The sequence below is a fragment of the Pseudolysobacter antarcticus genome (assembly GCF_004168365.1).
GTDB classification, from domain to species: domain Bacteria; phylum Pseudomonadota; class Gammaproteobacteria; order Xanthomonadales; family Rhodanobacteraceae; genus Pseudolysobacter; species Pseudolysobacter antarcticus.
In genome coordinates this window covers 1020337-1046117 of the sequence record NZ_CP035704.1, presented here as the reverse complement: position 1 = coordinate 1046117, position 25781 = coordinate 1020337, and the positions used below count along the sequence as shown (strand labels likewise).

Below are 25781 nucleotides of genomic sequence, written 5' to 3'. Positions count from 1 at the left end.
CAGTCCCTCGCTTGCGTCGCCAGATTTTACTGTCGCAATTTCTTGATATTCGTAAAAATTCATTTCAAAAAAAGCGCTCCAATGACCTTCGCGCCCGTCAGTCGCCTGCTTTGGCCAGTCATGCGCATCATTCTCCTTGCTACCGTCCTGACAGGAGTGTGGCTTCGTTTCGAGGGGATCGGACGAAAGCCAGTCTGGTACGACGAAGTCGCCACGTTTCTGCATCTGAGCGGCAAGACCGAGGCGCAGCTCGGCCGGCTGTACGACGGCCGCGTCCTGCACGTCGGCGAGCTACTCCAAGAATACCAAGGCGGTGCTCGCTCCGAGGGCGCAATAATCTCCGAGGCTTCATTCGGATCGATCCCGGATGTCGTGCGGGCGGTGGCCACCGATGAGCCGCAGAGCGGCGCGCTCTACTTCACCGTCGCAGCGGCGGTGGTTGCGGGCACGGACGACCCCGCTCGCGTGCGCTTGCTTTCTGCCGTCGCGAGCTCAGTATCTTTGCTCCTGCTTGGCTTGCTCGCTTGGCGGCTGTTCGACCAGAAAATCGCATTGGCGGCCGTTGCGCTCGCTGCTATTTCTCCACTGGAGCTACGCTTCGCCCAAGAGGCCCGCCCTTACGCCATGTGCGTCGCACTTCTTCTCGCGAGTGCGCTCGCGGCGAATCGGGCGAGCCACACGCGCCACTTGCCGTCGTGGCTGCTCTATGCGCTATGTTTGACCGCCGCCCTGTGGACTCATCCGATCGCTCTTCTGGCGGTGCCGGGCCTGCTCGCGCTTGCCATAAAGCCAAAACCGAACCGCGAGCCGTTACTTCGTCGAGGAGCGCTGCATACAGGTTGGCTGGCTACGGCAGCCGCGGTGACGGCGTGGCTTCCTTGGGCGCTCGTGTGCTCATCGGCCTACCCGAAAATCCAGCGGCTCACGTCGTGGTCGAGCGAGCCAATTGGCGTCGTGGGTCTGGCTCGGGGATGGCTCGGCGCGATCACGAGCCTCTTCTTCCGACCGCGCGGCGAAGGCGGAATCTTCCCGTCCGACTTTTCGGTGCCGGCGATCTCGGTCGTATCGATTCTTCTCGCAGGTGCCGTCGTTGCGATTGCCGCTGCGGCACTCGTGTCGATCACTCGACATCCCGACCGCTCCACGCGCCGCTACGTCCTTCTCCTCGCGCTGGTGCCATGGCTCGCCTTCGCAGCGTTGGACATCACGCTCGGCGGACGGCGCTCGACGGTGCCGCGTTATCTCATCCCCGCCTGGGCAGGTCTCGAACTCGCGGTCGCGTACTGGATGATGCGATCGGACTCTTGGCCACGCGCGCGCCACCTCCTGCTGATGTTGCTCCTCGCTCTCGGCGCAGCGACCGCGTGGCGCACGCAGGCCGCACGCGGCTGGTGGGATACGGACGTGCCGCGCCTCCTGGCTCTGCGAGAGACCGCAGCAGTGATCGATGCGATCCCCGGTGCGATCGTCGTCACGGATACGCCGCCGTTGAACCTTCTTGAGCTCGCCCGCTATTTGCACCCGGAAACAAGTTTCCGGCTAGGCCCGACGGCGGCGACATCGCTCGCTGACGAGGAGTGGTCGCGTGCGGTGCTCATCGCGCCTTCGCAAAGCCTGTTCGATGCCATGAGCAAGAGCGCGACCGAGCGAGGCACGAGGCTCGAGAAATGGCGATCCGATGGCGTGGGCCCTGCCCTCTGGCGTGTCGTCGCCTTCGCGCCAGAAGTGGGCTCCCGATGGCAGTTCGAACGGCAACACCTTGCGACACAGTTAGAATTCGACTTGCGGCGAAGTCGGCTGTACGCCCGTACTGACCACTTTCGTTTCGACCCTGACAAGCGGCCCGGCCACTTGCATGTCGCTGCCATGTCGATGCTGCCGGAGGAATAGAAATGGAAACAGCTACACCGGCTATCTCGGTGCTCATCCTCACGCGCAACGAAGCGGCATCGCTGGCTGTACTGCTACCGGAACTGGCTCGCCAGATGGCGCAGGGTAATCGCACCTACGAAGTGGTGGTGATCGATGCGGATTCGCCCGACGGCACCGTCGCCGTTGCGCTCCGCCATGGTGCTCGCGTCATCGCCCAGATGGGCCGCGGCTACGCCAGTGCTTTGCGTGAAGGCTTCTCGGCCTGCCACGGTGACTACATCGTGACGCTGGATGCAGACATGTCGCACCGCGCAGAAGTGGTGCATGCCTTGCTTGCCGCCGCCGAGGATGCGGATCTGGTCGTGGCTTCGCGCTACATCTGCGGCGGCCGCGCCGACATGCGCTGGGATCGACGCCTCTTCAGCCTGCTGCTCAATCGCGTGTTCGGCACGACCTTGGGTTTGCCGGTGCGGGATTTGTCGAGCGGCTTTCGCGTCTATCGCCGCGAGGCGCTGGCGACGCTCGCGCCGCAGGGCAAGCATTTCGACATACTGCCGGAGCTTGCGGCCCTGGCTTATTTCAGCGGACTGTGCGTGCGGGAAATCCCGTTCCACTATCGCCAGCGCGAAGCCGGCGTGTCCAAGGCGCGCGTAATGCGTTTTGCGCCGGCCTATATTCGCACCTTGCTGCGTTGCTGGCGGATCAAGCACAGTGTCTGCATCGCGGCGGCGCAATAACCTTACCGTCAGGGTCAATTCGCCCAAGTTCTCGATGGTACGCAGTAACTGTGCGCAATCGGATGGGTTTGGCGAATTGCGCAGTTTTCGGCGCTCACTTAAGGTTGTGGTGATGACACGACGCCGGGAGCTCCTTCGGCGCGCAGGAATGTCCGTACAGCACAGGTGCCGGCGCTCCGAGCGCGTGCGCGATGACGCCGGCATGCAAAGCGGCACGCAGGCATTGTCTGCGCCATCCGACAGCGGAAACGACCTGCGTCGCCGCGAACATCAGGCTGGCTGCGCATTTCGACATCGCCACGACGGCGATGCGCAAACGTCCGCACCCACGCATGCGCAACACGCGCGCATGCGCATGGCCAGAGGCGAAGTTACGCCACAGCAATGTGCTGAAGCTGCTGCGCGCCGGGTCGGCCGGTTCGCATACGACGGCGCGCTCGCAGAAGGTCAACCGCGCACCGCGGTCGTGCAGCATGGCGAAGAACAGCGTGTCCTCGCCGCCGGTTCGGCCGAGCGATTCGTCGAAGTGCGAGGCCCCGATGGATGCTCGCCGCACCACCACATTCGCACTCGGTCCGGTGTCGTAGCCGTGAGGACGCCGCGCCGGCTGCTTCGATAGAAAATCGCCGCGAACCAACCAATCCGGCGAGGTTGCCGGATAAAGCGCCCGTACCGGCCCGAACACGACATCGCCGGTGTCGCGCGCTGAGTACAATGTCGCGAGCCAGTCGGGCTTGGCGATTTCGTCGTCGTCGAGGAAGGCGATCCACTCGGCCGCCGACGCTTGCAGCAGCGCATTGCGCGCGACGGCGATATTGGAGTGCGGTGCATGCAGCACTTCCAGCTCGAACGGTAGTAAGGCGATGTCCGCCGCGATCCACACCGCCACCGTCGGCTGCGCGTGGTTGTCGGCGATACGTACGCGAAATGGCGGCGCATTGACTTGTGCCGCCAGCGATTGCAGGCAACGGTGCAAGCCTTCGCGGCGCGCGAAAGCGCAGATGCAGACATCGATCCGGGGCGACTCCACGTTCATCTATCCAGTCTAGCCGGAATTCCGTGCATCTTGTGCGCAGCTGCCCCCATGGTCATGCTAAGCGGCATGTTGCAGACCCTGAAGCGCCTATGGTTCGCGCGTCGCGATGCGCGCGACGTACGCGCGTTTGTACACGAGCGTGTGGGCCCCGCAGTGCTCACGTACAACCCGCGCCATACCGTCTACGTACGCGCCTATTACTGCTACTGCGTGGCCCTGTTCCGCAACACGTTGCAACGACGACCGCAGGCTGTGCACCTCGTGTTCGGCGACTATCCCTTGGGCGACTGCGCCCTGCCACTGCGCCGCATCGCGTTTCAGATCGAACACACGTTGGTAAAACCGGGCGGCGGCGACAGCGATGGCGCACCCGTTTCGGCAACGCCCCTGCCGCACGGCGAAGGTCGCTATCTCGCACGCCTGCTACATCGCCCGGCCTTGGTCGCGGCCGATCTGGTGCTCGACTACAGTCACGCGAATTTCCTGCACCTGCGCGACGCTGGTGGCTTCGACGACCTGCTCACACACATCGCGGTGATCGCGCCGCTGCTGCACGAACATTGCTTCACGCGTGACGGCCGCGACCAGTCATCCCTGACTTTGTTCAGTGACGCCGGCGAAGGGCGCCGCGGCCGTTTCCTCGCTGCAGCGCGCGCGCGCGGCCTGCCGATCGACAATCTCAAGCGCTGCTTCGACAGCGATGCGCTGCAAGCACAATACCGGCGCACACGCGTGCTCGTGAACGTGCACCGCAGCGACCACAACGACACCATCGAGGAACTGCGCATCCTGCCGGCCTTGCAGAGCGGTGTGATCGTGGTCAGCGAAGACGGCCCGCTGCGTCACACACTGCCCTATGCGCGCTTCATCGTCTGGACGCACTACGATATGCTGGTCGAACAAGTCGCCAGCGTGCTGCGCGACTACGACATTTGGCACGCGCGCCTGTTCGGTGATCCCGAACTACCGCAGGTGCTAGCTTGCATGGCTGCCGCCAATCGTGCCGCCATCGACGCGACGCTGGAGCGCTGGGCCGACGCTGAAAATGTTGACGGGCCAGCAAACGGCAAAACCCGCTGATCGGCTACGCATGTTTGCCGGACCAGACTGCTGCATGTCGCGCTGCAATGGGCGACAGCTCCGCCAATTTACTGCGCTCGCGGGATACGCCTGAGCACACGCTGTCCGATGAAAAGGGTAATCGTCGCCAGCAACAAATTGGTTCAAATTTTTTTCACGAGTGACGGAGTTTGCCCGCACCAAGAGCGTGCCGGCTGCCCTCAAGGGGCCGGCTTTTCAGAGGGCCGATTATTGGACGATTTTTGTCGCGTGACTCGCAACGAGCTTCCACTGACCATCGCGTTTGATCCAGGTATCGGTGTACTGGAAATCCGCAGCGAACGGTTTGCCGGCCGAAGTTCCCTTGACCGAGGTGATGCCGTTGAGGATCGCGGTATCGCCATAAAAACGCAGCTTCACATCGTGGTTGCTGAACACATCGTAGTGCGGCTCGTTGTTCTTCGCTTCGGCCAAATCATCAGCGCGACCGGTTACTTTTGCGGTTGAACTGGTCAGCGTGTAATTGTCGTCTTCAATCTGTCCGATCACTTCGGCATTGCTGCTGCGAAATGCCTCGCATAATTTTTGCTCGAGCGCGCGCAAGGTTTTTTCTTCGTCGGCCACTGCCGGCGTTGCTGCGCTCAGCGACAGCGCTATCAGCAAAAAACTCAGGCAGCCAAACATCAATTTTTTCATCGCATCGTATCCCGTGTTGGACAGCGGCGATTGCCACTGTGGCCAGTCACGTTAGCCAGAACAGAGGTATTGCGTAAGCTCCAATCGTCTGCACAAACACGGAACCATTGCCGGTTTGTGCGGCGCGATCGCGCCGCATTCATTCTGCGCAATCACCGCGGCAATATCCGCAGCGTTATTGCCATTCTGGCGCGGGCATCGGCAAGGTTTTCTTGTCGGGATTTTTCCACGCCGCGGGCGGCACACCCGCGCACGCGCCCATCACGAATACCCAGGTGCAACGAATCGTGCCACCCCACGGCGTCTTGAATGTAACCTCACGCGTGAGGTTGCGGCGCACGAATTCATCAAGCAGATTTTCGTTGATCGGCACCCAAGTTGGTTCGAAATCGGTCGCGAGATAATGCAGCGGATTCTTGTGCTGCATGAATTCTGGCAACACAAACTCCTTGGCGGTGAAATTCGGCTTGGGCATGCTGCGCTCGACCTGCGCGAGCAGGTCCTTCGGAATATTCGCCGAGCTGTCGGGATTGTAAAAACGCATGGCCGGCGCATCGATCGCGACTGTGGGCGTTGCCATGTTGGACGGCTTGGCTGCGGACTCGGGCTTGCTCGTATTGCGCTGATCCATGGTCGGCGCGACCGGATGAATGGTCGGTGCGGTTGTTCTGCGCGGCAACGGTTCGACCGCCAACGGAACAACGGCGGGCGGCGGAATCGGCACGGGGATCAGCTCGACCTGGATCGGTGCGCCGTCGCGGCCATCGAGCTGAAGCGGGCGCATGCCTTCGCGCAACGCGATCAACAACCACACATGCAACAGCAAGGTGAAAAGCCACGCGCTAGCCGTGAGCCAGCGCGTGGCGTCGCGCGCCGGGATACCACGAATCCGCAGCACGGGAATATCTTGCGCATCAACGGCGGCATCAGATGCCGTCAGCGCGGGCAATGGCAGCGACTCGGCGGCGACACGTTGGGGAGCATGGGCCATACGAAAAAGCGAGCCGGCAGTGGCACCTGATGCGAAGCCCGCAGCATACGGGCAGCGGCATAACTCGCAGTTAAATGCCACCATCAAGCCGCCCGAACGAGCGCGAGTTTACAAACTTTTTCGCACGGCTCGCGCAGGATTGTATTTGGCCTCGTGCAACCACTGCAGCACACGTTCGGCACAGTCCGCCGCCGCTATCCCGAGCAATGGACCGACATGACTCGCTTGCGGCAGGCAGATCAAATCCGCGTTCAACCATGACGCCAGCGCGATCGATGTGGCGAGCGGCACGTCGTCATCCAGCTCACTCGCCAGCAGCAGGATCGGACACGTCGGCAGAGTCACATCCACGCCACGCAATGCCGCGTTCAACACGCTGCCGGATTCATCAGACCAGCGGCGAAACGCATACACGCACGCAGCATCGTCGGCATCCGGCATCGCCCGCCGCGTGCCTGCCAGCGAGCGCGCTTTTCCCCACGCCACGATCCGCGGATACGCGGATTTTTCGATCGACATCTGCAACGGTGCTGGCGGTAGTGGATTCACCAGAACCAACGCGGCGACCGGCACACGTGACGCGATCTGCAATGCCAGCAAACCGCCGAGACTCGCGCCAATCAACACCGCAGGAATCGTCGATTGGCTTGCCGTCCACGCCGCTACTTGCGCGGTGTAATCGTCGAGCTGTGTGGCTGCGATTCCGGCGGGCGCAGGTTGCAGATCCGGCGCCTGCACCTTCCAGCCGTGCGCGGCAAAAACCCGCTGCCAGATCGTCCACTCCCAACCGCCGCCGCCCGCGCCGTGCACACATATTGCGCGGCGATCGTGTTTTTCCTTGTGCATACTGGCTTGACCAATCGCTGCATTAAGGCAAGTCTAGCGGCTAGTCGGTTCGAGGCTGAAACTTGCAGCACGAACCCCACGCCATGACCGCCTGCCTGCGCACCCGCCACGGCTCCTGCGGACGAGCATGACGCCCATCACACCGCGCACTACGCAAGGAAGGGTCGATCATGCCTTACACGACACAAGCCATCCGCAATATCGCCTTCGTCGGTCATACCGGCGTCGGCAAAACCAGCCTGTTCGAAGCCCTGCTGCATGTCGGCGGCACAACGCCGAGCGCCGGCAGCATTGATCGCGGCAATACCGTTTCGGATTACGATCCGATGGAAAAACACTACGCGCATTCGCTGAACACCGCGATCGCCAGCATCGACCGCGACGGCTGTCATATCAACCTGATCGACACGCCTGGCTATGCGGATTTTTGCGGCCCGACGCTGTCTGCGCTCGGCGCGGTAGAAACCTGCGCGATCGTGGTCAACGCGCATAACGGCATCGAGCTCAACACGCGGCGCATGATGGAATACGCTAAGGCGCGGGGCGTCTGTCGCTTGCTGATCGTCAACAAGATCGACGGCGGCAACTGCCGTGCATTGATCGAACAATTGCGCGAAACCTTCGGCCCCGAATGTCTGCCGATCAATCTGCCCGCGAGCGGCGGCAAGACCGTCGTCGATTGTTTTTTCAAGCCCAGCGGTGTCGCCGATTTCGGCAGCGTGGCCGAGGCGCACCAGCGTATTGTCGACCAGGTGGTCGAGATCAACGAGTCGGTGATGGATCATTATCTCGAAGCCGGTGAGCAGGCTTTATCCGGCAGCGAATTGCACGATGCGTTCGAGCAATGTCTGCGTGAGGGTCATCTGGTGCCGATCTGCTTTGTCTCGGCGCGAACGGGTGCCGGCGTGCGCGAATTGCTCGATCTGATGGTCAAGCTGCTGCCGAATCCAACCGAAGGAAATCCACCGCAATTTCTGAAAGGCGTGGGTGCCGATGCCGAACCGGTTGTGGCTGTAGCGGACGCCAGCCAGCACGTGATTGCCGATGTGTTCAAGATCATCAACGATCCTTTCGTCGGCAAACTGAGTGTGTTTCGCGTGTACCAGGGCACCATCAAGAAGGACGCACAGTTATTTGTCGATGACGGCAAAAAACCGTTCAAGGTGACGCATTTGTACAAACTCAAGGGCAAGGATCACATCGAGATTGCGCAAGCGATTCCTGGCGACATCGCGGCGGTGGCGAAGATCGACGAGGTGCATTTCGACGCGGTGTTGCACGACTCGCACGACGAGGACAACTTCCATCTGAAGCCGCTGGATTTTCCGCAGCGAACGTTCAGTCTCGCGATCAAGACTGCCGCGCGCGGCCAGGAGCAAAAGCTCGCCATCGCGTTGTTGAAACTGACCGAAGAAGATCCGTGTTTCACGGTCGAGCATCGCAACGAATCCAACGAAACGCTAATACACGGACTCGGCGATTTGCATCTGCGCGTGATGATCGCGCGCTTGCATGAGCGTTATGGCGTCGAGGTCACAAGCCACGCCCCGAAGGAATGAAACTTCCGAACGGCGTCAGCAGAAAGCAAGCCAGCAAGTACCGATCTCGCGAAAAAATGCTGTGCCAATTTCGCGAGATCGGCTATGAAAATTTAGCGTGACGCTTTTTTCTTCGCAAAAAGAAACAGGCTGGCAGAAAGTCTTTCGACCTCTTGCCAGCCTGCTCGTTTTGCAGCCACCGAATAACAGCAGCTAGAACTTCTTATTCACCGCATTTTGCAAGCATTTTCTCGGTGATAAGCCATTCTTTGCTTTCGTTGAAGTCAGCACCTTCGACCATGCACTCAGTGCCGTCGGCGGTCGCGATCTTGACGTCATAGGTGCCGGCCTTGATGCCGCTCAAGGTGAACTTGCCACCTGGTTGCACGACATCAGAGCTTTTTTCACCGAGCTGATCAGGACCCCATTCGCTGGACGATGCGAGGTTAAGATAAAGATGGTGAATCGCAGATTTGGATTGGTTCGAAACGGCAAGCTCGAGTGCGGAAGCACTGGACAGCAGACCGAACGATAAGGCAAGACATAATGCAACGCGTTTCATGATTAACTCCGGTCGATATTGGGGCGCCACATTCCCCCTGGGGCGATGGCTTACAAGTTTCTAGCCATGACGGCACTCTATGTAAATTTTTGTATAGGGTCAATCAAGAAACGCACAATTATGTGTAAATCTGCAGCTGAAAAATTTTAGTCCGCGATAACTCATTCGATCGCACGCAAAGTACGTCGATTCCAGCGCATCAATGCTCGGCGGGCGGCTTCTGAAATGTATCGATCAGCGCGATCTGCAAGCGCGAATGCAGCTTGATGAATTGTCGCCACAACAACATGACCACCAGCGCGCCGACCACCAGCACCAGTAACAGCATTTCGGCCGGCGGCAGGATGCTCGAACTCAACGCCGACAACAGCACCAGCATCACCGCGAGCGAAATTACTGGAATGACCTCGGCCACCACTCGTCGCACATTATCGGTATGGCGACCGGCAAAACTGCGCCGCACGCCGACCTCCGCGAGCATCATGCTGAGCGCCTTGAGCTTGCGATATGCGGCGATCAAAAACGGGATCGACAGCAGCAACGCGCCGCCCCAGCCGAGCGCTTTCTGGATACCGGAATCACTGACCCATCCGGCAAAGATTCGCGCATCGCGCACGAGATACGCGCTGACCAGAAACAACGCCACGACGATGCAGAAGTTGATAAAAACCTGCATCAAGATCTTGCGCACCATGCCCGCGATGACCGCCTGATCGCCTTCCAGACGCAGGCTTTGCAACCAACCCGTGTAAAATCCGAACACGCGTGACAAGCGTCGCGGCATCGCGCGCGCCAATACTTTTGTGAGCGGATCAGCGGAACGAATCAGCAGCGGCGTCAGCACCGTGGTAATCACCGAAACCGCGACCGCCACCGGGTACAGAAAATCGCTGGTGACGCTCAGGCTGATGCCAAGCGTAGCGATGATGAACGAGAACTCGCCGATCTGCGCCATGCCCATGCCGATGCGCATCGAGGTACGTCCTTCCTGTCCGGCGATAAAACTGCCGACACTCACGGCGACGATCTTGCCAACGATCACGGCGATGCTGACTACCACGATCGGGCCGAGGTAATCTCCAAGTACACGCGGATCGAGCATCAGCCCGATCGTCACGAAAAAGATCGCACTGAACATGTCGCGCACCGGTTCGATCAGGCGCTCGATATTGCGCAGCGCGCGCGCCTCGGCCATCACCGCGCCGATCACAAACGCGCCCATCGCCACGCTGTAACCCAAACGGATCACCAGCAGGCAAAACCCGAAGCAAATGCCGAGCACGCTGATCAGCAGCATCTCGTTGCTTTTCACGCGCGCGACGTAGTCGAGCAGGCGCGGCACGACGAGCAAACCGACCACTAGTGATACCACGAGGAAAATGGTGAGCTTGCCGAACGTAAGCGCGACTTCCTGCGGCGAGACATTGCCGCTCACGGCGAGTCCGGTCAACAGCACCATCATGCAGATCGCTAGGATATCCTCGACCACCAGAATGCCGAAGATGATCTGCGCAAAACCTTCACGCTTGAGACCGAGCTCGTCGAGTGCGCGCACGATGATCGTGGTCGAGGAAATGGCCATCATCGCGCCGAGGAACAACGCATCCATGGTCTTCCAGCCGAAGTGCCGGCCGATCTCGAAGCCTATCCAGATCATCAAGACGATTTCGGCCAATCCAGCCACGGCGACGGTCGCGCCGACGGCGCGCAATTTGCGCAGACTGAATTCCAACCCGAGCGAAAACATCAGAAAAATAACGCCAAGCTCGGCGAGAATATCGATGGTGTGCTGATCGGTGATCAGCGGCGACGGCGGCGTGTGTGGACCGATGATCACCCCGGCTACGATATAACCCAGCACGACCGGCTGCTTAAGCCGATGGAACAGTACCGTGACCACACCGGCGATCAGCATGATGACCGCGAGATCGTGGATGAAGTCGATGGAATGCATGATTGTGTTATTGCCCTCGCGCGGCAGACCTTTGCCGACGCGTGGCAACGGGTTTGCTTAATGGCATCAGCGTAACACTGCAGCAATATGAGGTGGTGAGACGTGGACCGTCACGTCCGCAAGGATTGCATATGAATGAAAATCGAACGTTGCCGTTGCCGTTGTCGCTGTATTTCGAGCGATGCGTAGACAATTGTCAGCCGCGGTTTCATAGCATAATGCGGGCTACATATTGGCATCTGCACTGCTGCAACTGCCCGCCGCACGACTCTGGAGAACATGATGGTATCGACCAAGATTGCGAATTTGCGCGCGCTGTTGCTGTTGGTTTTTCTGGCAGCGACCACCCTCGTGATATCGGCGGCCGCTGCGCGCAGCCATTCGCGTACTCATGAGAACGCCAGCATCGGCGAATTCGATTATTACCTCGTCTCGCTGTCGTGGTCGCCGAGCTTTTGCGAAACGCATCGCGATGAAAAAGAACAGTGCGGCGGACGTGGATTCGGTTTCGTCTTGCATGGCGTCTGGCCGCAATATCTGCGCGGCTACGGTCCGCAACATTGCGCGGCGAATCAGCAGCCGGACGATGCGACGATCCTGCACACACTCGCGTTCATGCCCAGCCGTCATCTGGTGCAACACGAATGGGAAACGCATGGCGCGTGCACGGGCATGAGTCCCACGGAATATTTCGCATTGGCAGATCGCGCTTTCGCCAGCGTAAAAATTCCGGGCGCTTTCGCGGCTCCGCAAAGCGCTGCACAACTGAGTGCCAAGGATGTCGCACAGGCGTTTATCGCGGCCAATCCCGGTATGGATGACAGCATGCTCGCGGTCACCTGCAGTCGTAACGAATTGTCCGAAGTGCGTATCTGCATGGACAAGGATCTGCACCTGCAGACCTGCGGCAAGGGCGTGACAACGCAATGTCCGTCCGGCGCATTGCGCATTCCGTTGGCGCGCGGCGGTACGCGCACAAACTAGACCGCAACACAATCCCGAACGCCATACGCCACGTGTTGGCGAACTACACGACAAGAGTTTTTCATGCGCAATCTTCTGCAACAACAACTAGTGAAAGCCGGCCTGATCGACAAGAACAAAGCCAAAGCCGTGGCGCACGAACAAATGCTCGCGCAAAAACGCCAGCCGAAAGGTCAGGCCGCACCCAGCGCCGCGCAAGTCGATGCGCAGCACGCGCTAGCCGAACGCGCCGAACGCGATCGCGCACTCGCGGCACAACAAAAAGCGCAGGCACATGAGCACGAGATGCGCGCGCAAATTCGCCAGATTGTCGATGCCCACAAATTGCCGCGCGGCGGCGAAATCGCCTATGCGTTCAGCGACCATCACAAGATCCGCAACGTGCTGGTCGATAGCGGACAGCGCGCGCAGCTCGCCAGCGGCCGTTTGCTGATCGTGCGGCATGGCGACGGTTACGAAATCGTGCCGCGAAGTGCCGCGGAAAAAATCCGCGAGCGCGATGCGACGATGATCGTGCTCGATCACGCTCAGGTAGCGGCGGCGACCAGCGAAGACGATCCGTACAAGGATTTCCCGGTACCTGACGATTTGATCTGGTAGACGTGCCTGTCTGGCGGCTTAGGTGGCTGTCAGCCACGCAAAATCCAGCGCTGGACGTGTGAGAAATACCCGCTAGCGCCGGAAGTTACGAATTGTCAGCCGGTCTCACGGAACAAATTTCGTGATGCTGTTGGCGCAAAAAGACGCGTGCAATTTCTGGAACCATGGGTAAGTTTGTGACGCCTCTTGTCAACTTGTGACGTAAAGTGTAAGTTACGAGCCGTAACGAAGAAGACTAGCGAACAGGGCGTTAGGTCTACTTTCTGTGCAACCCATCACGACAGAAGAAGATCATGCAGATTGTCACTCGATTAGTCGCTTTGAGCCGTTCGATGAGCCGCACGCTGCAATTGAACCGCCAGTTTCGTGAAATCCAACGCAATATCGACACCCTTCCGGTGGTTACACGACGCGAATTGTCGGCGCTCGTGGCCAAGGAATTCGCGCTCGCCGCGGAGTCACCACATTTGTATCTCGCCGTTCCGGAACAACCAGGCAGTGACACTGCGGGCAAAGGTTCCGAGATCGGTTTCAGCCGCGTCAAATCGGATAATCGTCACGTCAAGCTGCGCGGCATTGCGCTCTGGCTCACCGTAACGTTCTTCGAGACCAAGGATTCAGCCTCCGGCGCGACGCAAACGTTGCATCGCCAGCTCATGCGCACCTTGCGTGTCCTCAAGGAAAGCATGCCTGCAGTCAAGGCCTCGGATCGCTGGATGGCCGGCGAACAGAATGATCGTGCGGTTGCCTGATCCATCTCGACGATGGGTAGTGGCGCTGAACCAACGCCTCGGTCGAATGACGCGCTCGTAGCTAAAGCAATTTGATCAAAAAAAGCCGGCGCCTAGCCGGCTTTTTTGTGGCTTATGCGACGCAAAATCCGCACACCTGCATTGATCGCGATCGACCGATCAGATCAGCAGAAACAATCCCACTGCGATGCCACCGAACAACGACCACTTCACTGCGTAGTAGGCGTAGACGTTGCGCTCCTTGAGCCTTTTGCCGACCAGGCGCACAGAGTACAAATACTTGAACGCCTTGTTGAAACCGCCAGTCTGATCGCCATCCATGTTCGGCGATGTGGCAGAGGCAAGTAGATGCCGTGCGATGAACTGATTCACGACCTGCGCCCAGCGATATTTCATCGGCCGCTCGACATCGCAGAACAGGATGATGCGATCGTGCTCGGTGCGGTTTTCGGCGAAGTGAATATAGGTTTCATCAAACATCACGCCTTCGCCGTCGCGCCAGTGGTACGGCTCGCCGTCGACGTTGATGAAACAGCGCTCGTCGTTCGGCGTGAGCAAGCCCAGATGAAAGCGCAGGGAACCGGCATACGGATCACGATGTTTGGTCAGGCGCCCGCCCGGCGGCAACTCGGCGAACATCGCGGCCTTAACTGTGGGAATCGTGCGCAATAGCGCCGTTGTGCGCGGACAATGAGCCAACGCCGAGGGATGACTGTCGTCGTACCATTTCAGGTAAAAACGCTTCCAGCCAAACTTGAAGAACGAGTTGAAACCGGCGTCGTTGAATTGCTCCGCCGCGCGAATTCGCCCGGCTTCGCGCAGGTTGATCGCTTCGTCGCGAATCATCTGCCAGTTCTGTTGCAGCACCTGCAATTCCGGAAACGGATCGGTGCTCACATACGGCGTGGTCGGCACTTTCGACAACGCGTACATGAACACGTTGATCGGCGCCATGAAACTGGAATGATCAGACATCTGCCGCCAAAACCTGTGGCGCACGCGCCCGCGCAGGTGGATGTACAACACCGAGGCAATAAACAATCCGAGCACGATCCATTTCATGGCGGCATTATCGCACGCGCGACATCAAACCCCGCTCAACAGCAACCGTGATCGCCATGATTGCCATGTCCTGGCGCCACTGCAGCACCTTGCGTCAGCCCTTGCTGGCTTGCGACGTGATGCTCGGCGATCACCTTGGCCACGCACATCGATACGCGTTTGCCGGTCGGGATATGCAGAAATTCGTTCGGCCCATGCGCGTTGGAATGTGGTCCAAGCACGCCGGTGATGAGGAACTGCGCGCCCGGAAATTTCTCGCCGAGCATGCCCATGAACGGAATCGATCCGCCCTCGCCCATGTAGGCCGCGGGTGCTCCGTAAAATTCACGCGACGCCGCATCGACCGCGGCTTCGAGCCACGGCGAAAGCGCTGGTGCATTCCAGCCGGTCGCCGCTTTTTCCAGATCGAAACTGACGTGGCAGCCGTAGGGCGGATCTTTTTCGAGCAGCGCTTTCAAGCGCTCGCCGGCCGGGACGCCATCCAAGGTCGGCGGCAAACGCAGGCTGAGCTTCACCGCCGTGAACGGACGCAACACATTGCCCGCGCTCGACAACGGCGGCATGCCATCAAGGCCGGTCACCGACAGCGCCGGACGCCACGTGCGATTCAACACGAGTTCGGCGAGATCGTTCGACATCGGCTGCATGCCATCGACGAACGGGAATTTCGCGAATACCGCATCGCCGAGCACCTCACCGGAACGCCGCGCCTGTTCGATCCGTTGCGGCGGAATCTCAACGTAAAAATCGTCGAGGCGAATCTTGCCAGTGTTCTCGTCCTCCAGTCGCGACAGCAGTTGCCGCAGGATGCGAAAGCTCGATGCGACCACGCCCGAAGCATCGCCCGAATGCACGCCCTCGGTCAGCACTTCGACGCGCAGATTGCCGCCGGTCATGCCGCGCAGGCTGGTCGTGAGCCAGAGCTGATCGTAGTTGCCGCAGCCCGAGTCCAGACACACCACCAGCGATGGTTTGCCAATGCGCGCGGCCAGATGGTCGACGTAAAACGGCAAATCGTAACTGCCAGATTCTTCGCACGCCTCGATCAACACGACGCAGCGCGAATGTGCCACGCCTTGCGCCTGCAGAGCGGCGATCGCGGCGAGCGACCCGAAGATGGCGTAACCGTCGTCCGCGCCACCACGACCAAACAATTTGTCGCCTTCGATCACCGGCTGCCACGGCCCGAGATGTTCGGCCCAGCCGGTCATTTCCGGTTGTTTGTCGAGATGACCGTACAGCAATACGCAATCATCGCCGGTGCCGGGGATATCCATGAAGATCAGCGGCGTGCGGCCGGGCAGCCGCACAATTTCAAGTTGCATGTCCTTGATCGGCTGCTTTTTTGCCCACGTCGCCAGCTGTGTAGCAGCCTGCTCCATGAAGCCGTGCTCGACCCATTGCGCGTCGAACATCGGCGACTTGTTTGGAATCTTGATGTACTCGACCAACTCCGGAACGATCTGGCTATCCCACAGATCGGCAACAAAATCACGCACGCGACTGGTATCCACAAGCACCTCGGTTGAATCGGTTATTTGGTTTAGACAACTAGTTTAACGCGTCGGCTGCGGGCTGTATGCCGCCCGTCGCTCGCTCACGAAAATGCGACGAAGGCCGCGACCAGGATCATGCAGATGCCGAACGCGATGCCTTGCGCACGCATCGCCGCCTGACTCTTGATCCGGCTGAACAATACTTGCCCGCAATAAATCCAGACGAAATGGCAGACGAATCCGACGAGGACAAACACCAGCGCCATCTGCGTCACCTGCGCAACCAGCGGCAACGCCGGATTGAGGAACTGCGAAAACATCACGAGGATCATCGAATGCACTTTCGGATTCAGCGATAACGACGCAAAGCCGTCGAAGAAACTCAGCGGTTTCAATTCCTGCTGCTCGGCCATTGCCGATGAGCGGAAAAAACACCACGCCAGATACAAGATGTATAACGTGCCGCCCCATTTCAAGACCTCGTAAGCGAACGGATGTGCCTTGACGATCTGGCTCAGGCCGAAGCCGTAGACGAGGCACCATAAAAAATTTCCGGATTCGAATCCGAGCCAGAACGGCAGCGTGCCGCGCACGCCGAATTTACCGCCGGCGGCAGCCAGAATCGTATTGCCGGGTCCGGGACTGAGGATCATCGGTATCGCAAAGCTCAGAATCAGTCCCCAGATTTTCAGTTCGATCATGTTCCCGCCCTCGGCAATTTTTCAAATACGACATCGGTTTGTGGATTGGATTAGGCCGGGTTTTCGGTGCTGCGCAAAACGATGTATTCTCATCAACTCCATTAGAAAATCTGATCGAATGGCGCGCCGACTGCCACCTCTCACCGCACTGCGCGCGTTTGAAGCCGCCGCAAGGCATCGCAGTTTCACGCGCGCCGCGAACGAGCTGCATGTGACCCAGGCCGCGATCAGCCATCAGGTAAAACAATTGGAGGATTGGCTCGGCCTGAAACTGTTCGAGCGCAGCGGCCATGCGCTGACCTTGACCAGCGATGGCAAGAATTATTTGCCGCCGCTAAGCAAGGCGTTCGATGCTCTGGCCAACGCGACGGAACGCTTGAGCGCCGCGACTTTGGCAGGGCCGTTGCGCATCACCGCGCTGCCGTCATTCGCAACAAAATGGTTGATGCCACGGCTTGGACGTTTCCAGGCCGTACATCCGAACATCGATTTGCATGTGACCAGCGCGCAGGCGCTACATGATTTTTCCAGCGGCGAATTCGACATCGGCATACGCCTCGGTCTGGGCCGCTGGCCCGGGCTGCGCGCTGATCTGATCGCACACGAAAATCTATCACCGTTATGCAGTCCGCGATTGCTCGACGGATCGCCGCCGCTGCGCGAGTTATCCGATTTGCGTCTGCACACCTTGCTGCATGACCAGCCGCAGGATCAATGGCCGCGTTGGCTCGAAACGTTCGATGGCGGCGATCCGGCTTTACGCAGCGGCCCGGGTTTCAGCGATTCGAGCCTGGTGCTGCAGGCGGCGATCGACGGTCATGGCATCGCACTCGGGCGCTTATTTCTTGCCGCTGATGACATTGCCGCGGGGCGATTGGTCAAACCGTTCGCGCAACGGTTGGCGAATGATTTCAGCTACTGGCTGGTGTATCCGAAATCGGCAGCCGAAAAACCGCGTATCGAGGCTTTCAGTGCGTGGTTGTTCGCCGAGGTACAGGCCAGCATCGATGCGGTTGCGCTGGATCTACCCAAGAATCCTCAGCACGCTTTGCGTTAGACTTTGCCGCCGCATTCTACGAGCCTTGCATGATCTTGCCCCACTACCACATCGCGCCGTCACTGATTCCGGGTGCCGGCAAAGGCTTGTTTCTGGATGAGCCGGTGGCGCGTGGCGCGCTGATCACCGCGCCGGACGATATCCGCCGGGTCTACCGCTGGGACGAAGTCAACGCATTGCCGAACGCAGCCGAATTATTGCCGGCGACGGTGCGCTGGTTTCAGGATTACTACACCATCAGCGACGACTGGCCGGATGAGTGTTACATCAACCATGCTTTCGCTCCGAGCGGACTCTGGCATCTCGGTTTTGTGTTCGCGATGCAGGTATTGCCGATCGGTACCGAAATTACGGTGGATTATCGCCACCTGCTCGCACCCGGACAGGAAGAAGACTTTCGCGATGCGCTGAGCGGCGAAAAAATCATCGGCTATAGCTGGGCCGAAAGCCTCGGTCATTCCACACGACAATTGTCCGAATTGCTGCGTTGAAAGAGTCGAGCCGATGCGCCTGTTGACCACCGCCGACTATCGCCGCATGCGCTGGAAAAACGGTCTCGGCTGGACCACCGAAATCGCTGTTTCTCCCGCCGATGCAATAGCGGATTACGACTGGCGCGTGAGCATCGCCGAGATCGAAAACGATTGCGCGTTCTCGGCTTTTCCAGGATTCGATCGCACGCTGTTGGTATTGCACGGTGCGGGCATTGAACTGACCTTCGACCAAGCACCGAGCGTGATCTTGCACGAGCGAGATCGACCTGCGCAGTTTGCCGGCGAATGGCAGGCGACGTGCCGGTTGCTCAATGGTCCGACGCGCGACTTCAATGTGATGACCCGGCGCGGCATCGTCAGCGCCGAATTGCTGCATCGTCCGCTGGTCGGCGCGATGTGGTTCCATGCCAGTGCGCACAGCGAATGGCTGATCCACATGCTTGCTGGCAGCGCAAAAGTCGCGGGTCTGACGAAGCCGCTCGAAACCGGCGACAGCTTGTGGTTATCGCCGCACAGCGGTCACCGATTGCTCGATGGCGGTGGCGATTTGCTCGTGGTCAAATTCACTCGCATTACCGCGAATGCAGCGACGGATATTTCATCGCGCGGGCTGTCGTTGCATCCGCATTCGCGGCCTTCGGATTCGCCGGAAAAATAGTCCACGCGATGGCGATCATTCGCCTGCGCGCTGGCCGCGCCGACGGTTGCGCGCACGCAGAGAATGCAGCGGCAATGCGATGAGGCCAAACAAACCGATCAGCCAATGTACCAATGAAGCAATATCGCGCCAGCCTTCGTCGCCGAGGTAATACAGCAGATATCCCGACAGCCCGAGTACGGCAAACAGACTGACAACCGTGATGCCGGTGGTGCGATGCCGCCGCAACGCCCATGCGGCAGGAATGTGCGCCGCCCACAACAGCCCACCGAGCCACAACGCGGCGAACGCGAACGCGCCATGCACGCGCAAAACCCACGCTTCCAGCGGATGCGGCAGGAGACCGAACTCGGTTTTTTCGCGCAGATAAAAATGCAGAATCAGCCAGATCGAGCCCGACAGCCACGTGCCGCCGAGGATGGCGTAGACCAGATATTCGCGACGCTTCGACAAGCGTGCGGTCTGGCGATGGACGATGATTGTGCGCAGTTTCATTCGCCGCGCAGAGTACGCCATCCGCGCTGCGAATCGTAGCGGCAAACCTGCGCGCCGTAGCGTGGCAACAGTTTCGCGGCAATACGCGCATCGGCCAGCACGATCTTGGTCAGTGCATCGGCATGCATGCAACTCGGTGCGATCACGCTGACCGAACTGTGCGTGCCGACCGCGCCGCGGCGCTTGCCGTGAACATGCGGGCCGAGCCAGCCGGTTGCGGCACGGCGGCGCTCGAAATATCCGGCACTGGTCGCGACCGCGGCATCGCGCAGTTCGAGCAACGGCAACGTGTTTTGCGGCGCGCGTGGATCACGCACATGCACCGTTTGCGCGGCTGCGCCAAACACCGCGAGATCGCCACCGGCGTTGACACCACCCGCCGTCGCACCCGCATTGCGCAAAATGCGGATCGCACAATCCACCGCATAACCTTTGGCAATGCCACCGAGATCGATCCACAACGCACGATGCAAGCGAACCTGCGACTCAGGCAGCAATTCGATATTGGACCAGCTCGCCGCCGGATCGGGTTCGCCGCTATCTCGCGGACGCGGCAGAAAATTCCACGCGACCAATTGTGCGGCGATGGTCGGATCAAAACATCCGCGCGATTCCTCGGCGAAAACCAACGCGGTTTGCAGCACGTTCCAGGTATGCGGATCGACTTGCACCGCGCTGCCGGCGCGCGCGCGATGCAGACGCGCGAGATCGCTGTCGGGCTCGTGAAAACTCATGCAGCGATGGATCGTCGCAATCTCGGCAAACGCGGCATCAGTGGCTGCAACAGCATCGGCTTCGGCCAAACCATCGACGCGGATTTCGACCAACGTGCCGAGCCACGGCCGCGCGCGCAGCAGTTGCACGATCTCAGCCCGAGGTCGGCTTGAGCACTTGCGCGTAAAGCTGCACGAGTCGGCGCACACCGTCGGTGAGGTGGCGACACGACAAGGTAGCGCCAGAGATATTGCGGATATCGTTATCGAGCCGCAGCGGATACTGCGCGGTCTTGCCGAGGAACTGTTTGCGCCACGCCGGCAAGCGAATTTCCGCACCATGCGTCTCGCGATATTCGAGCACATCAAGCGCGATGATCTTGCCATCAGCATCCAGCGCGAGCGCGTAACTGATCGCCTCGGCCTTGCCGATCACCTGATCGACGATCAGCCAGCCGAGGTTTTTCTGACCCGCTCGCGCCTGCCAGATTTTCGGCGCGGAAATCGACAATGCCGCTTCGCCTTGATCAAGCGCGCGCCGCTGCGCTTCGGTCAATGCCAGCGGCACATCGACAAAACCGTCGGCCTGCGCAAACGCCGCACGCTGCGCCTGCTCGACACTCAGGTATTGCACCGCGTAAGCCGCGTGGTAGGCAGGCAACGCGGCAGCGGCACCGAGCGGAATCAACCAACGCAGTTGCATGCAATCACTCCGTCAAACAAATCGCAATTAGAACTGGAAGCCGACGCCGAGATCAAATCGATTGCGATCCGATTCGTTGCGGAACTGCTGGTAGTCGGCCTTGAACACCACGTTCGGATTGAGCCAGTAGTTCACGCCCGCGGTCCACAGTTTGGACGTCACAAGCGGATCGACGCCCAAGCCGAGCGGAATCGCTTCGTACGATGCGGCGGTGTTGTATTCCTCGTAACGTACGAACGGCGCAATCGCCGAACCGTCATGCTCCCATGCGCGCCACGCGCCCTGCACATAACCACCCCAGAAAGATTTCGGCACCGGCGTCGGATTGCCGATAAACGTGAGGTTGAGATTCTCGGTGTCGCTGATCGTGCCGCGTGTATACAAAGCCGACAAATCGAACGGACCGGTCTGCCAACGGACGTGGCCTTCGCCGAGCAAAAGACGCGCGTTGTTCGCAAGGAAACCCGGCTGGCCCTGACCGATCTTGCCGGTAAATACGCCGCCGCCGACGGTCAATCCCGGAATGCCTTGCCAGTTCGCTGCGGCGAATACCGAAGGATCGCGCGCCTTCGCCAATTGCAGCTCCTGGTGGATGCTACCGAGCGGCGATTCGCGGCCTTCAGGCGAGGTCGGATCCCAACGACTCAGATCTGGACCGGTAGTCACGCCGGTGCTCCAATTCAGGCCGAATTCGGTATTGCCGTAAAGCGACACGCCGCCTTCGCGCCAGGTCGATGGAATGATCGCGGTCTCGACGAAGTTGCGATACACGCCGTAATAATTGGTCGGCTCGTGATGCTCGTTGAGCAAGCCGAGCGGAATCAGCATGAGGCCCGCGCGCACGCCGTAGTTCGGTTGCAATTGATGTTCAATGTAGAGCTGCTCGACTTCGGCTTCGCCTTGATCGTCGGCAGACGCCACTGCGTGCTCCCACTCGAATTCGCTGACGATGCGCGTGTTCTCGTCGAACGCATGGATGAAGCCGAACACCGCGCGCGCCAGATCGGCCTGCGTGGCGGATTTGTCCTTGGTCGGACGCGTGTAATTCATTTCGCCATAACCGTATAGCGTGGTGGCCGAAGCCGCCGTGTTGAGAATGCTGCTCTGCATCGGCGCCGCGCCCGGCAGCGATGCAGCATCGGCATTCGCTGGCAAGGTCGCTACAGATGCGGGCGCAGCTGATGCTGTGGCTGCAACGGCAGGAGCGACCGCCGCCGGTGCCGCATGCATCTGTTGAACTTCATGCTTGAGTTCGACCAACTGCGCGCGCAGCTCGGCAACCTCGGCACGCAAAGCCGCTTCGTCGTTATCAGCGGCGTACGCGGCGGGCAACGCGGCGAGACCGAGCGCAAGAGTGATGGCCAGTGCTACGGGACTGATTGAAAAAGCAGCGCGCATCGATGTATCTCCGAAAATTTTGATGGCTTTATTTGTTCAGACTGCGCGCGGGATCGGCGGTGTTGCTCAGCGCGTCGTACCCGTCGGTGAGGGTTTGCAGGAACACCACCAGATCGGCGATTTCGTCTTCGTTCAAACGCGGCGCTTCGCCCGGATGACGGTCGTACGGCACTTCGCTGGTATTGACGTTTTTGTGGAACTCGACCGGCAGATCGTTGAACTTCTGCGCGACGCCATTCGCATCGAGCGGATAGAACTGCTCCGGGTTGGTATCGCGACGCACGTAGAAACGGATCGCATCGGTCAAGGTCGTGAAACTGCCATTGTGGAAAAACACCTGGCGCGTGGCGACATTGCGCAGAGTCGGCACCTTGAACGCGCCGCACAGATCGGTGTGATCAGCCAGATCGGCGCGGAACGGGCCACACAAACCCAGGTCGTAATAGGCAGCATCGGCATTCGCAGCGATGGCGGTATTACGCGGCAAGCCGAGATTGTCGTAGGTGTAGTCGGTGAAAACCGGTGGCGAACCATCACTGCCGCGAGTGCTCGGATGACAACCCAGGCACTTGCCCTTGTCGGGACGATTGAACAGCGAAAACCCACGCAGCTCCTGCGCCGAAAGTTTCACCTTGCCGGCCAGGAAATAATCGTATTTGGAATCGAACGGATGGAAACCCGGATCGGTCGCTTCGTATTTTTCCAGCGCAAACTGCATGCGGAAAAATGCGCCGTCGATATCATCGAACACGTTGTTGCCGAACACACGACGAAAGTCATCGGCGTAGCTAGCGTTGGCCAATCGCGCCACGGTCTCGGCGTGGGTGCCGTTGGCCATTTCGTGTGGCGCCAGCAACGGCCGCTCGGCCTGTTCCAGCAAACTGTTGGCGCGACCGTCGCGATTAAAACCGCCGGCCGGTGTGCCGTCGCTCTCGAAATGGAACGCGATACCGAGATTCAGATAACGCAGCGAAGGCACTGCGCGAAATCCCGGCACGTCGAGAAACGCGCCACCGGACTGCACCGCGAGCGCATTGCTTTGCGCATGCGCGTGAGCAGGATCGTGACACGTCGCGCAGGACATCTTGCCCGACACCGACAGCGACGGATCGAAGAAAATCGCCTTGCCCAGCGCCACGGGCGTTGCTGGCGGCGTGGTTGATTGGGCCTGCGCAAGAGCGATGCTCGCAAACGCAAGCAAACAACACGCGAAAATATTGTGCGCGCGGCGCAACGCACGTGTGTGGTGAAATGATTTCAAATGCATGAACCCAGCCCCGGAACGCAATGACTACTGCCTCAACCGTGATCGTTCGGTCATTTGTTGCGGCCAGTCTGAGTAGATATTCAGACTCAATCCAGTAGTGCAAATGATAACGATTCTTATTGTGGTTGACAATACTGGCGCGTTACCCCGCCGTCACTTCATATGCCCTTTATTTCGGAGGATGAACACAGATTTACCGTTTTTCCGATAGCGAACCAGCGCGACGAACATGTGGAAAAACGCCGCAAGAAAACCCATGCTGCGATTGGTTTTGAACCAAGCGCGGAGTCGCGGGTCAGGTATATCCGCAATCTCATTGCAAACGACGTTGCGCCAACGTGGTTTTGTTTCGACTCGGGAGAGATCGTGTGAAAAAAGAGATCGTGGATTTCGTGAAAAATTATCGCGGGATGGGTTTGTTCCTAGTGCTGATGATCGTGTTCCGCAGCTCGTTCGCCGACTGGAACACGGTGCCGTCCGGCTCGATGCAGCCGACCATCGTCGAGGGCGATCGCATCCTCGTCAACAAGCTCGCCTACGATCTCAAGATTCCGCTAACCCACACCAGCGTGTACGACTTTGCCGAACCGCAGCGCGGCGATATTGTGATCTTCGATTCGCACGTGCTCGACATGAAGCTCGTGAAGCGTCTCATCGGACTGCCCGGCGACGTGGTGGCGCTGCGCGACAATCGGCTGATCGTGAATGGTGTCGAGGCGCAATATTCGAACGTCGAGCATCTGGCCGATGGCATCGTCGCGCAGGAAACTTTCGGCGGTGTGTCGCATCGGATCAAGCTCGCGCCGAGCGGTATCAGTCGCTACAGCAGCTACGGCCCGGTCACTGTGCCGGACGGCCAGTATCTGATGCTGGGTGACAATCGCGACAACAGCGAAGACAGTCGATTCATCGGATTCGTGCCGCGAGCAGAAATCGTCGGCAGAACCGAACGCGTGGTGCTGTCATTCAACTACGACAATTATTATTTGCCGCGCAAGGATCGGTTTTTCCACACGCTGTAATGCGTTTCAAGATGCGCCCAGATCCGCATTGGGATGCGGCTAAGCAGCGCTTATTTCGCTGCACACCTTGCGATGATGCGTGCCGCTGGCGCGATCATCACGCCTACGAATTGCTCGTGAAAGACCGACGCGAGACGCCGTTCAGGGATCGTTATTTTGCGATCGTCGAGATTCTTCCGGGCGGGAAATACGCGCGCGCGAAAAATTACCACCGCGCGCCACTGGCTGCCTGAAGCGCAAAAAAAAGACTCGCCTTTTGGGCGAGCCTTTTTTTACTTAACGCATGGCGAAACGATCAGTGGCAATTTCCACCTTCGAAGCCGTCGGTGAAGATGTAGTCACCGATGGTGTTCAACGCTTGCGTTTGAATCGAATCGATCCACCAGCCCGAGTGCGTATCGTAGCTGCGTGAACCACCTGCCGTACCCAAGCGCCAGCGAAACTTGACGGTACCACCAACTGCCGACGGTGGAATGATGGCGGTCGTGGTGATGAAACCACCCGAATTGCCACTCCATACCGCGCGGGTCGAGGCCGGTTGATCGATCGGGTTGGGGAAACCCGGATCGAGATGCGAATTATAGCCACCCGCATAGAACGATCCGCCCGCGGCCACCAAGTCGGTGTAAGGCCCGCCATTGATGGAAATTTCGAGCACGCCGCCATTGTAGGCGCCGTTGTTGGTCGGGCTTGCATCCGGCGTCCACAGATAATAGCTGTGGCGGAAATTCACGTAGGGGATATCGGTCGAGTTCACTGCGAACGTCGTGGAATACAAGCTGACATCGGCGTAATCGAGCGTGTCATCGAGAAACGCAGCATTCGGGCCGGTATCGCTATAGCCCACGGCACGGGTAATGAACGGCGCAGTCGTCGGAGCGCCGACCACCGTCGATGTCCAGCCGGAGGGCAAGGCCGGCGGTGTTACGCCGTCGAAGTTCTGGCCGATGCACGTGTTGGTGAGCGCACTAGGCACAGACCCCGCGGCCCCTGCCAGAACTGGCGCAAACAGTGCGAACAACAGCGCTGCCGGCAACAGTCGATTCTTCATCACATTCCGCATAACTTTATCCCCGCATGTATTGGAT

The 25781-nt window shown here is 59.4% G+C and carries 27 protein-coding genes; 12 read left to right on the top strand and 15 right to left on the bottom strand.

Annotation, left to right across the window (positions count from 1 at the left end):
* The first annotated feature begins 42 nt into the window (after positions 1–42).
* Both ELE36_RS04500 and ELE36_RS04495 read left to right on the top strand, forming a co-directional pair.
* Entirely contained in the window at positions 43–1890 is a 1848-nt protein-coding gene (locus ELE36_RS04500; protein WP_129831951.1) for a glycosyltransferase family 39 protein, read from the top strand.
* A gap of 2 nt (positions 1891–1892) precedes the next feature.
* Positions 1893–2609: a glycosyltransferase gene (locus ELE36_RS04495; RefSeq protein WP_129831950.1), complete on the top strand. Its 717-nt coding sequence runs from the start codon at positions 1893–1895 to the stop codon at positions 2607–2609.
* A 94-nt stretch (positions 2610–2703) separates the two neighbouring features.
* Here the strand turns inward: ELE36_RS04495 and ELE36_RS04490 are convergent, their stop codons facing one another.
* The gene (locus ELE36_RS04490; protein ID WP_129831949.1) at positions 2704–3645 is read right to left on the bottom strand and encodes a glycosyltransferase family 2 protein; all 942 of its coding nucleotides are present in this window, start codon (positions 3643–3645) and stop codon (positions 2704–2706) included.
* Positions 3646–3693: 48 nt separating this feature from the next.
* Here ELE36_RS04490 and ELE36_RS04485 point away from each other — a divergent pair, with 48 nt between their 5' ends.
* Positions 3694–4725 (top strand): hypothetical protein, encoded by a 1032-nt coding sequence (locus tag ELE36_RS04485; RefSeq protein ID WP_129831948.1) that lies wholly within the window; start codon positions 3694–3696, stop codon positions 4723–4725.
* Positions 4726–4953: 228 nt separating this feature from the next.
* Here ELE36_RS04485 and ELE36_RS04480 read toward each other — a convergent pair whose 3' ends face one another.
* From ELE36_RS04480 to ELE36_RS04470, 3 genes are all read right to left on the bottom strand, one after another.
* On the bottom strand, positions 4954–5400 hold the full coding sequence (locus ELE36_RS04480) for a nuclear transport factor 2 family protein (protein WP_242512364.1): 447 nt from the start codon (positions 5398–5400) through the stop codon (positions 4954–4956).
* A 175-nt stretch (positions 5401–5575) separates the two neighbouring features.
* Complete coding sequence (locus ELE36_RS04475; protein ID WP_129831947.1) at positions 5576–6391, bottom strand: hypothetical protein; 816 nt, start codon at positions 6389–6391, stop codon at positions 5576–5578.
* Between the two features lie 108 nt (positions 6392–6499).
* Positions 6500–7237, bottom strand: coding sequence for an alpha/beta hydrolase (locus ELE36_RS04470; protein ID WP_129831946.1), 738 nt, complete (start codon positions 7235–7237; stop codon positions 6500–6502).
* A 170-nt stretch (positions 7238–7407) separates the two neighbouring features.
* On the opposite strand from ELE36_RS04470, the gene ELE36_RS04465 reads away from it, so the two are divergent.
* On the top strand, positions 7408–8796 hold the full coding sequence (locus ELE36_RS04465; protein WP_129831945.1) for a GTP-binding protein: 1389 nt from the start codon (positions 7408–7410) through the stop codon (positions 8794–8796).
* A gap of 202 nt (positions 8797–8998) precedes the next feature.
* Here ELE36_RS04465 and ELE36_RS04460 read toward each other — a convergent pair whose 3' ends face one another.
* Together ELE36_RS04460 and ELE36_RS04455 are read right to left on the bottom strand one after the other, a co-directional pair.
* A complete protein-coding gene (locus ELE36_RS04460; RefSeq protein WP_129831944.1) occupies positions 8999–9337 on the bottom strand; it encodes a hypothetical protein in 339 nt (112 codons plus the stop codon).
* 199 nt (positions 9338–9536) lie between these two features.
* A complete protein-coding gene (locus ELE36_RS04455; RefSeq protein ID WP_340642625.1) occupies positions 9537–11339 on the bottom strand; it encodes a cation:proton antiporter in 1803 nt (600 codons plus the stop codon).
* Between the two features lie 234 nt (positions 11340–11573).
* On the opposite strand from ELE36_RS04455, the gene ELE36_RS04450 reads away from it, so the two are divergent.
* The 3 genes from ELE36_RS04450 to ELE36_RS04440 all read left to right on the top strand — a co-directional run bounded on the left by ELE36_RS04450 (position 11574) and on the right by ELE36_RS04440 (position 13627).
* A complete protein-coding gene (locus ELE36_RS04450; protein ID WP_165371472.1) occupies positions 11574–12275 on the top strand; it encodes a ribonuclease T2 family protein in 702 nt (233 codons plus the stop codon).
* 63 nt (positions 12276–12338) lie between these two features.
* On the top strand, positions 12339–12875 hold the full coding sequence (locus ELE36_RS04445; protein ID WP_129831941.1) for a DUF2058 domain-containing protein: 537 nt from the start codon (positions 12339–12341) through the stop codon (positions 12873–12875).
* A gap of 332 nt (positions 12876–13207) precedes the next feature.
* Positions 13208–13627: a hypothetical protein gene (locus ELE36_RS04440; RefSeq protein WP_207215858.1), complete on the top strand. Its 420-nt coding sequence runs from the start codon at positions 13208–13210 to the stop codon at positions 13625–13627.
* A 159-nt stretch (positions 13628–13786) separates the two neighbouring features.
* Here the strand turns inward: ELE36_RS04440 and lpxO are convergent, their stop codons facing one another.
* The 3 genes from lpxO to ELE36_RS04425 all read right to left on the bottom strand — a co-directional run bounded on the left by lpxO (position 13787) and on the right by ELE36_RS04425 (position 16886).
* On the bottom strand, positions 13787–14689 hold the full coding sequence (gene lpxO / locus ELE36_RS04435; protein ID WP_129831940.1) for a lipid A hydroxylase LpxO: 903 nt from the start codon (positions 14687–14689) through the stop codon (positions 13787–13789).
* A 35-nt stretch (positions 14690–14724) separates the two neighbouring features.
* Entirely contained in the window at positions 14725–16203 is a 1479-nt protein-coding gene (locus ELE36_RS04430; protein ID WP_129831939.1) for a M20 family metallopeptidase, read from the bottom strand.
* A gap of 83 nt (positions 16204–16286) precedes the next feature.
* Positions 16287–16886 carry a LysE family translocator gene (locus tag ELE36_RS04425; protein ID WP_129831938.1) on the bottom strand — a complete coding sequence of 200 codons (600 nt, stop codon included), beginning with the start codon at positions 16884–16886 and terminating at the stop codon, positions 16287–16289.
* A 118-nt stretch (positions 16887–17004) separates the two neighbouring features.
* Between ELE36_RS04425 and ELE36_RS04420 the strand changes: the two genes are divergently transcribed.
* Genes ELE36_RS04420 through ELE36_RS04410 form a run of 3 tightly spaced genes read left to right on the top strand, consistent with a single transcriptional unit; the run spans position 17005 to position 19095 of the window.
* Positions 17005–17943 (top strand): transcriptional regulator GcvA, encoded by a 939-nt coding sequence (locus ELE36_RS04420; RefSeq protein WP_129831937.1) that lies wholly within the window; start codon positions 17005–17007, stop codon positions 17941–17943.
* 29 nt (positions 17944–17972) lie between these two features.
* A complete protein-coding gene (locus ELE36_RS04415; RefSeq protein WP_129831936.1) occupies positions 17973–18434 on the top strand; it encodes an SET domain-containing protein in 462 nt (153 codons plus the stop codon).
* Positions 18435–18447: 13 nt separating this feature from the next.
* Positions 18448–19095: a HutD/Ves family protein gene (locus ELE36_RS04410; protein WP_242512363.1), complete on the top strand. Its 648-nt coding sequence runs from the start codon at positions 18448–18450 to the stop codon at positions 19093–19095.
* Between the two features lie 15 nt (positions 19096–19110).
* On the opposite strand, the gene ELE36_RS04405 is transcribed toward ELE36_RS04410, so the two are convergent.
* Genes ELE36_RS04405 through ELE36_RS04385 form a run of 5 tightly spaced genes read right to left on the bottom strand, consistent with a single transcriptional unit; the run spans position 19111 to position 23671 of the window.
* The gene (locus ELE36_RS04405) at positions 19111–19590 is read right to left on the bottom strand and encodes a hypothetical protein (protein ID WP_129831935.1); all 480 of its coding nucleotides are present in this window, start codon (positions 19588–19590) and stop codon (positions 19111–19113) included.
* Positions 19587–20453 carry an FAD:protein FMN transferase gene (locus tag ELE36_RS04400; RefSeq protein WP_207215857.1) on the bottom strand — a complete coding sequence of 289 codons (867 nt, stop codon included), beginning with the start codon at positions 20451–20453 and terminating at the stop codon, positions 19587–19589. The genes ELE36_RS04405 and ELE36_RS04400 overlap by 4 nt, the downstream gene beginning before the upstream one ends.
* 4 nt (positions 20454–20457) lie before the next feature.
* Positions 20458–21006 (bottom strand): FMN-binding protein, encoded by a 549-nt coding sequence (locus ELE36_RS04395; protein ID WP_129831934.1) that lies wholly within the window; start codon positions 21004–21006, stop codon positions 20458–20460.
* A 27-nt stretch (positions 21007–21033) separates the two neighbouring features.
* Positions 21034–22404 carry a hypothetical protein gene (locus tag ELE36_RS04390; protein WP_129831933.1) on the bottom strand — a complete coding sequence of 457 codons (1371 nt, stop codon included), beginning with the start codon at positions 22402–22404 and terminating at the stop codon, positions 21034–21036.
* A gap of 28 nt (positions 22405–22432) precedes the next feature.
* Complete coding sequence (locus tag ELE36_RS04385) at positions 22433–23671, bottom strand: cytochrome-c peroxidase (protein ID WP_129831932.1); 1239 nt, start codon at positions 23669–23671, stop codon at positions 22433–22435.
* Positions 23672–24039: 368 nt separating this feature from the next.
* Between ELE36_RS04385 and lepB the strand changes: the two genes are divergently transcribed.
* Positions 24040–24693, top strand: coding sequence for a signal peptidase I (gene lepB / locus ELE36_RS04380; RefSeq protein WP_242512362.1), 654 nt, complete (start codon positions 24040–24042; stop codon positions 24691–24693).
* Positions 24693–24926 carry a darcynin family protein gene (locus ELE36_RS20935; protein WP_129831931.1) on the top strand — a complete coding sequence of 78 codons (234 nt, stop codon included), beginning with the start codon at positions 24693–24695 and terminating at the stop codon, positions 24924–24926. Before lepB ends, ELE36_RS20935 begins: the two co-directional genes overlap by 1 nt.
* Before the next feature lie 62 nt (positions 24927–24988).
* On the opposite strand, the gene ELE36_RS04370 is transcribed toward ELE36_RS20935, so the two are convergent.
* Positions 24989–25744 (bottom strand): hypothetical protein, encoded by a 756-nt coding sequence (locus tag ELE36_RS04370; protein ID WP_129831930.1) that lies wholly within the window; start codon positions 25742–25744, stop codon positions 24989–24991.
* Between the last annotated feature and the right edge of the window lie 37 nt (positions 25745–25781).

Bases quoted from the DNA above. Each gene is read 5' to 3' on its own strand.
- ELE36_RS04450 (WP_165371472.1), top strand. From the start codon at position 11,574: ATGGTATCGACCAAGATTGCGAATTTGCGCGCGCTGTTGCTGTTGGTT.
- ELE36_RS04395 (WP_129831934.1), bottom strand. From the start codon at position 21,006: ATGCAACTGCGTTGGTTGATTCCGCTCGGTGCCGCTGCCGCGTTGCCT.
- ELE36_RS04465 (WP_129831945.1), top strand. From the start codon at position 7,408: ATGCCTTACACGACACAAGCCATCCGCAATATCGCCTTCGTCGGTCAT.
- lpxO (WP_129831940.1), bottom strand. From the start codon at position 14,689: ATGAAATGGATCGTGCTCGGATTGTTTATTGCCTCGGTGTTGTACATC.
- ELE36_RS04480 (WP_242512364.1), bottom strand. From the start codon at position 5,400: ATGAAAAAATTGATGTTTGGCTGCCTGAGTTTTTTGCTGATAGCGCTG.
- ELE36_RS04495 (WP_129831950.1), top strand. From the start codon at position 1,893: ATGGAAACAGCTACACCGGCTATCTCGGTGCTCATCCTCACGCGCAAC.
- ELE36_RS04490 (WP_129831949.1), bottom strand. From the start codon at position 3,645: ATGAACGTGGAGTCGCCCCGGATCGATGTCTGCATCTGCGCTTTCGCG.
- ELE36_RS04415 (WP_129831936.1), top strand. From the start codon at position 17,973: ATGATCTTGCCCCACTACCACATCGCGCCGTCACTGATTCCGGGTGCC.
- ELE36_RS04405 (WP_129831935.1), bottom strand. From the start codon at position 19,590: ATGAAACTGCGCACAATCATCGTCCATCGCCAGACCGCACGCTTGTCG.
- ELE36_RS04385 (WP_129831932.1), bottom strand. From the start codon at position 23,671: ATGCATTTGAAATCATTTCACCACACACGTGCGTTGCGCCGCGCGCAC.
- ELE36_RS04445 (WP_129831941.1), top strand. From the start codon at position 12,339: ATGCGCAATCTTCTGCAACAACAACTAGTGAAAGCCGGCCTGATCGAC.
- ELE36_RS04420 (WP_129831937.1), top strand. From the start codon at position 17,005: ATGGCGCGCCGACTGCCACCTCTCACCGCACTGCGCGCGTTTGAAGCC.
- ELE36_RS04370 (WP_129831930.1), bottom strand. From the start codon at position 25,744: ATGAAGAATCGACTGTTGCCGGCAGCGCTGTTGTTCGCACTGTTTGCG.
- ELE36_RS20935 (WP_129831931.1), top strand. From the start codon at position 24,693: ATGCGTTTCAAGATGCGCCCAGATCCGCATTGGGATGCGGCTAAGCAG.
- ELE36_RS04475 (WP_129831947.1), bottom strand. From the start codon at position 6,391: ATGGCCCATGCTCCCCAACGTGTCGCCGCCGAGTCGCTGCCATTGCCC.
- ELE36_RS04410 (WP_242512363.1), top strand. From the start codon at position 18,448: ATGCGCCTGTTGACCACCGCCGACTATCGCCGCATGCGCTGGAAAAAC.
- ELE36_RS04460 (WP_129831944.1), bottom strand. From the start codon at position 9,337: ATGAAACGCGTTGCATTATGTCTTGCCTTATCGTTCGGTCTGCTGTCC.
- ELE36_RS04390 (WP_129831933.1), bottom strand. From the start codon at position 22,404: ATGCGCGCTGCTTTTTCAATCAGTCCCGTAGCACTGGCCATCACTCTT.
- ELE36_RS04425 (WP_129831938.1), bottom strand. From the start codon at position 16,886: ATGATCGAACTGAAAATCTGGGGACTGATTCTGAGCTTTGCGATACCG.
- ELE36_RS04440 (WP_207215858.1), top strand. From the start codon at position 13,208: ATGAGCCGCACGCTGCAATTGAACCGCCAGTTTCGTGAAATCCAACGC.
- ELE36_RS04470 (WP_129831946.1), bottom strand. From the start codon at position 7,237: ATGCACAAGGAAAAACACGATCGCCGCGCAATATGTGTGCACGGCGCG.
- ELE36_RS04485 (WP_129831948.1), top strand. From the start codon at position 3,694: ATGGTCATGCTAAGCGGCATGTTGCAGACCCTGAAGCGCCTATGGTTC.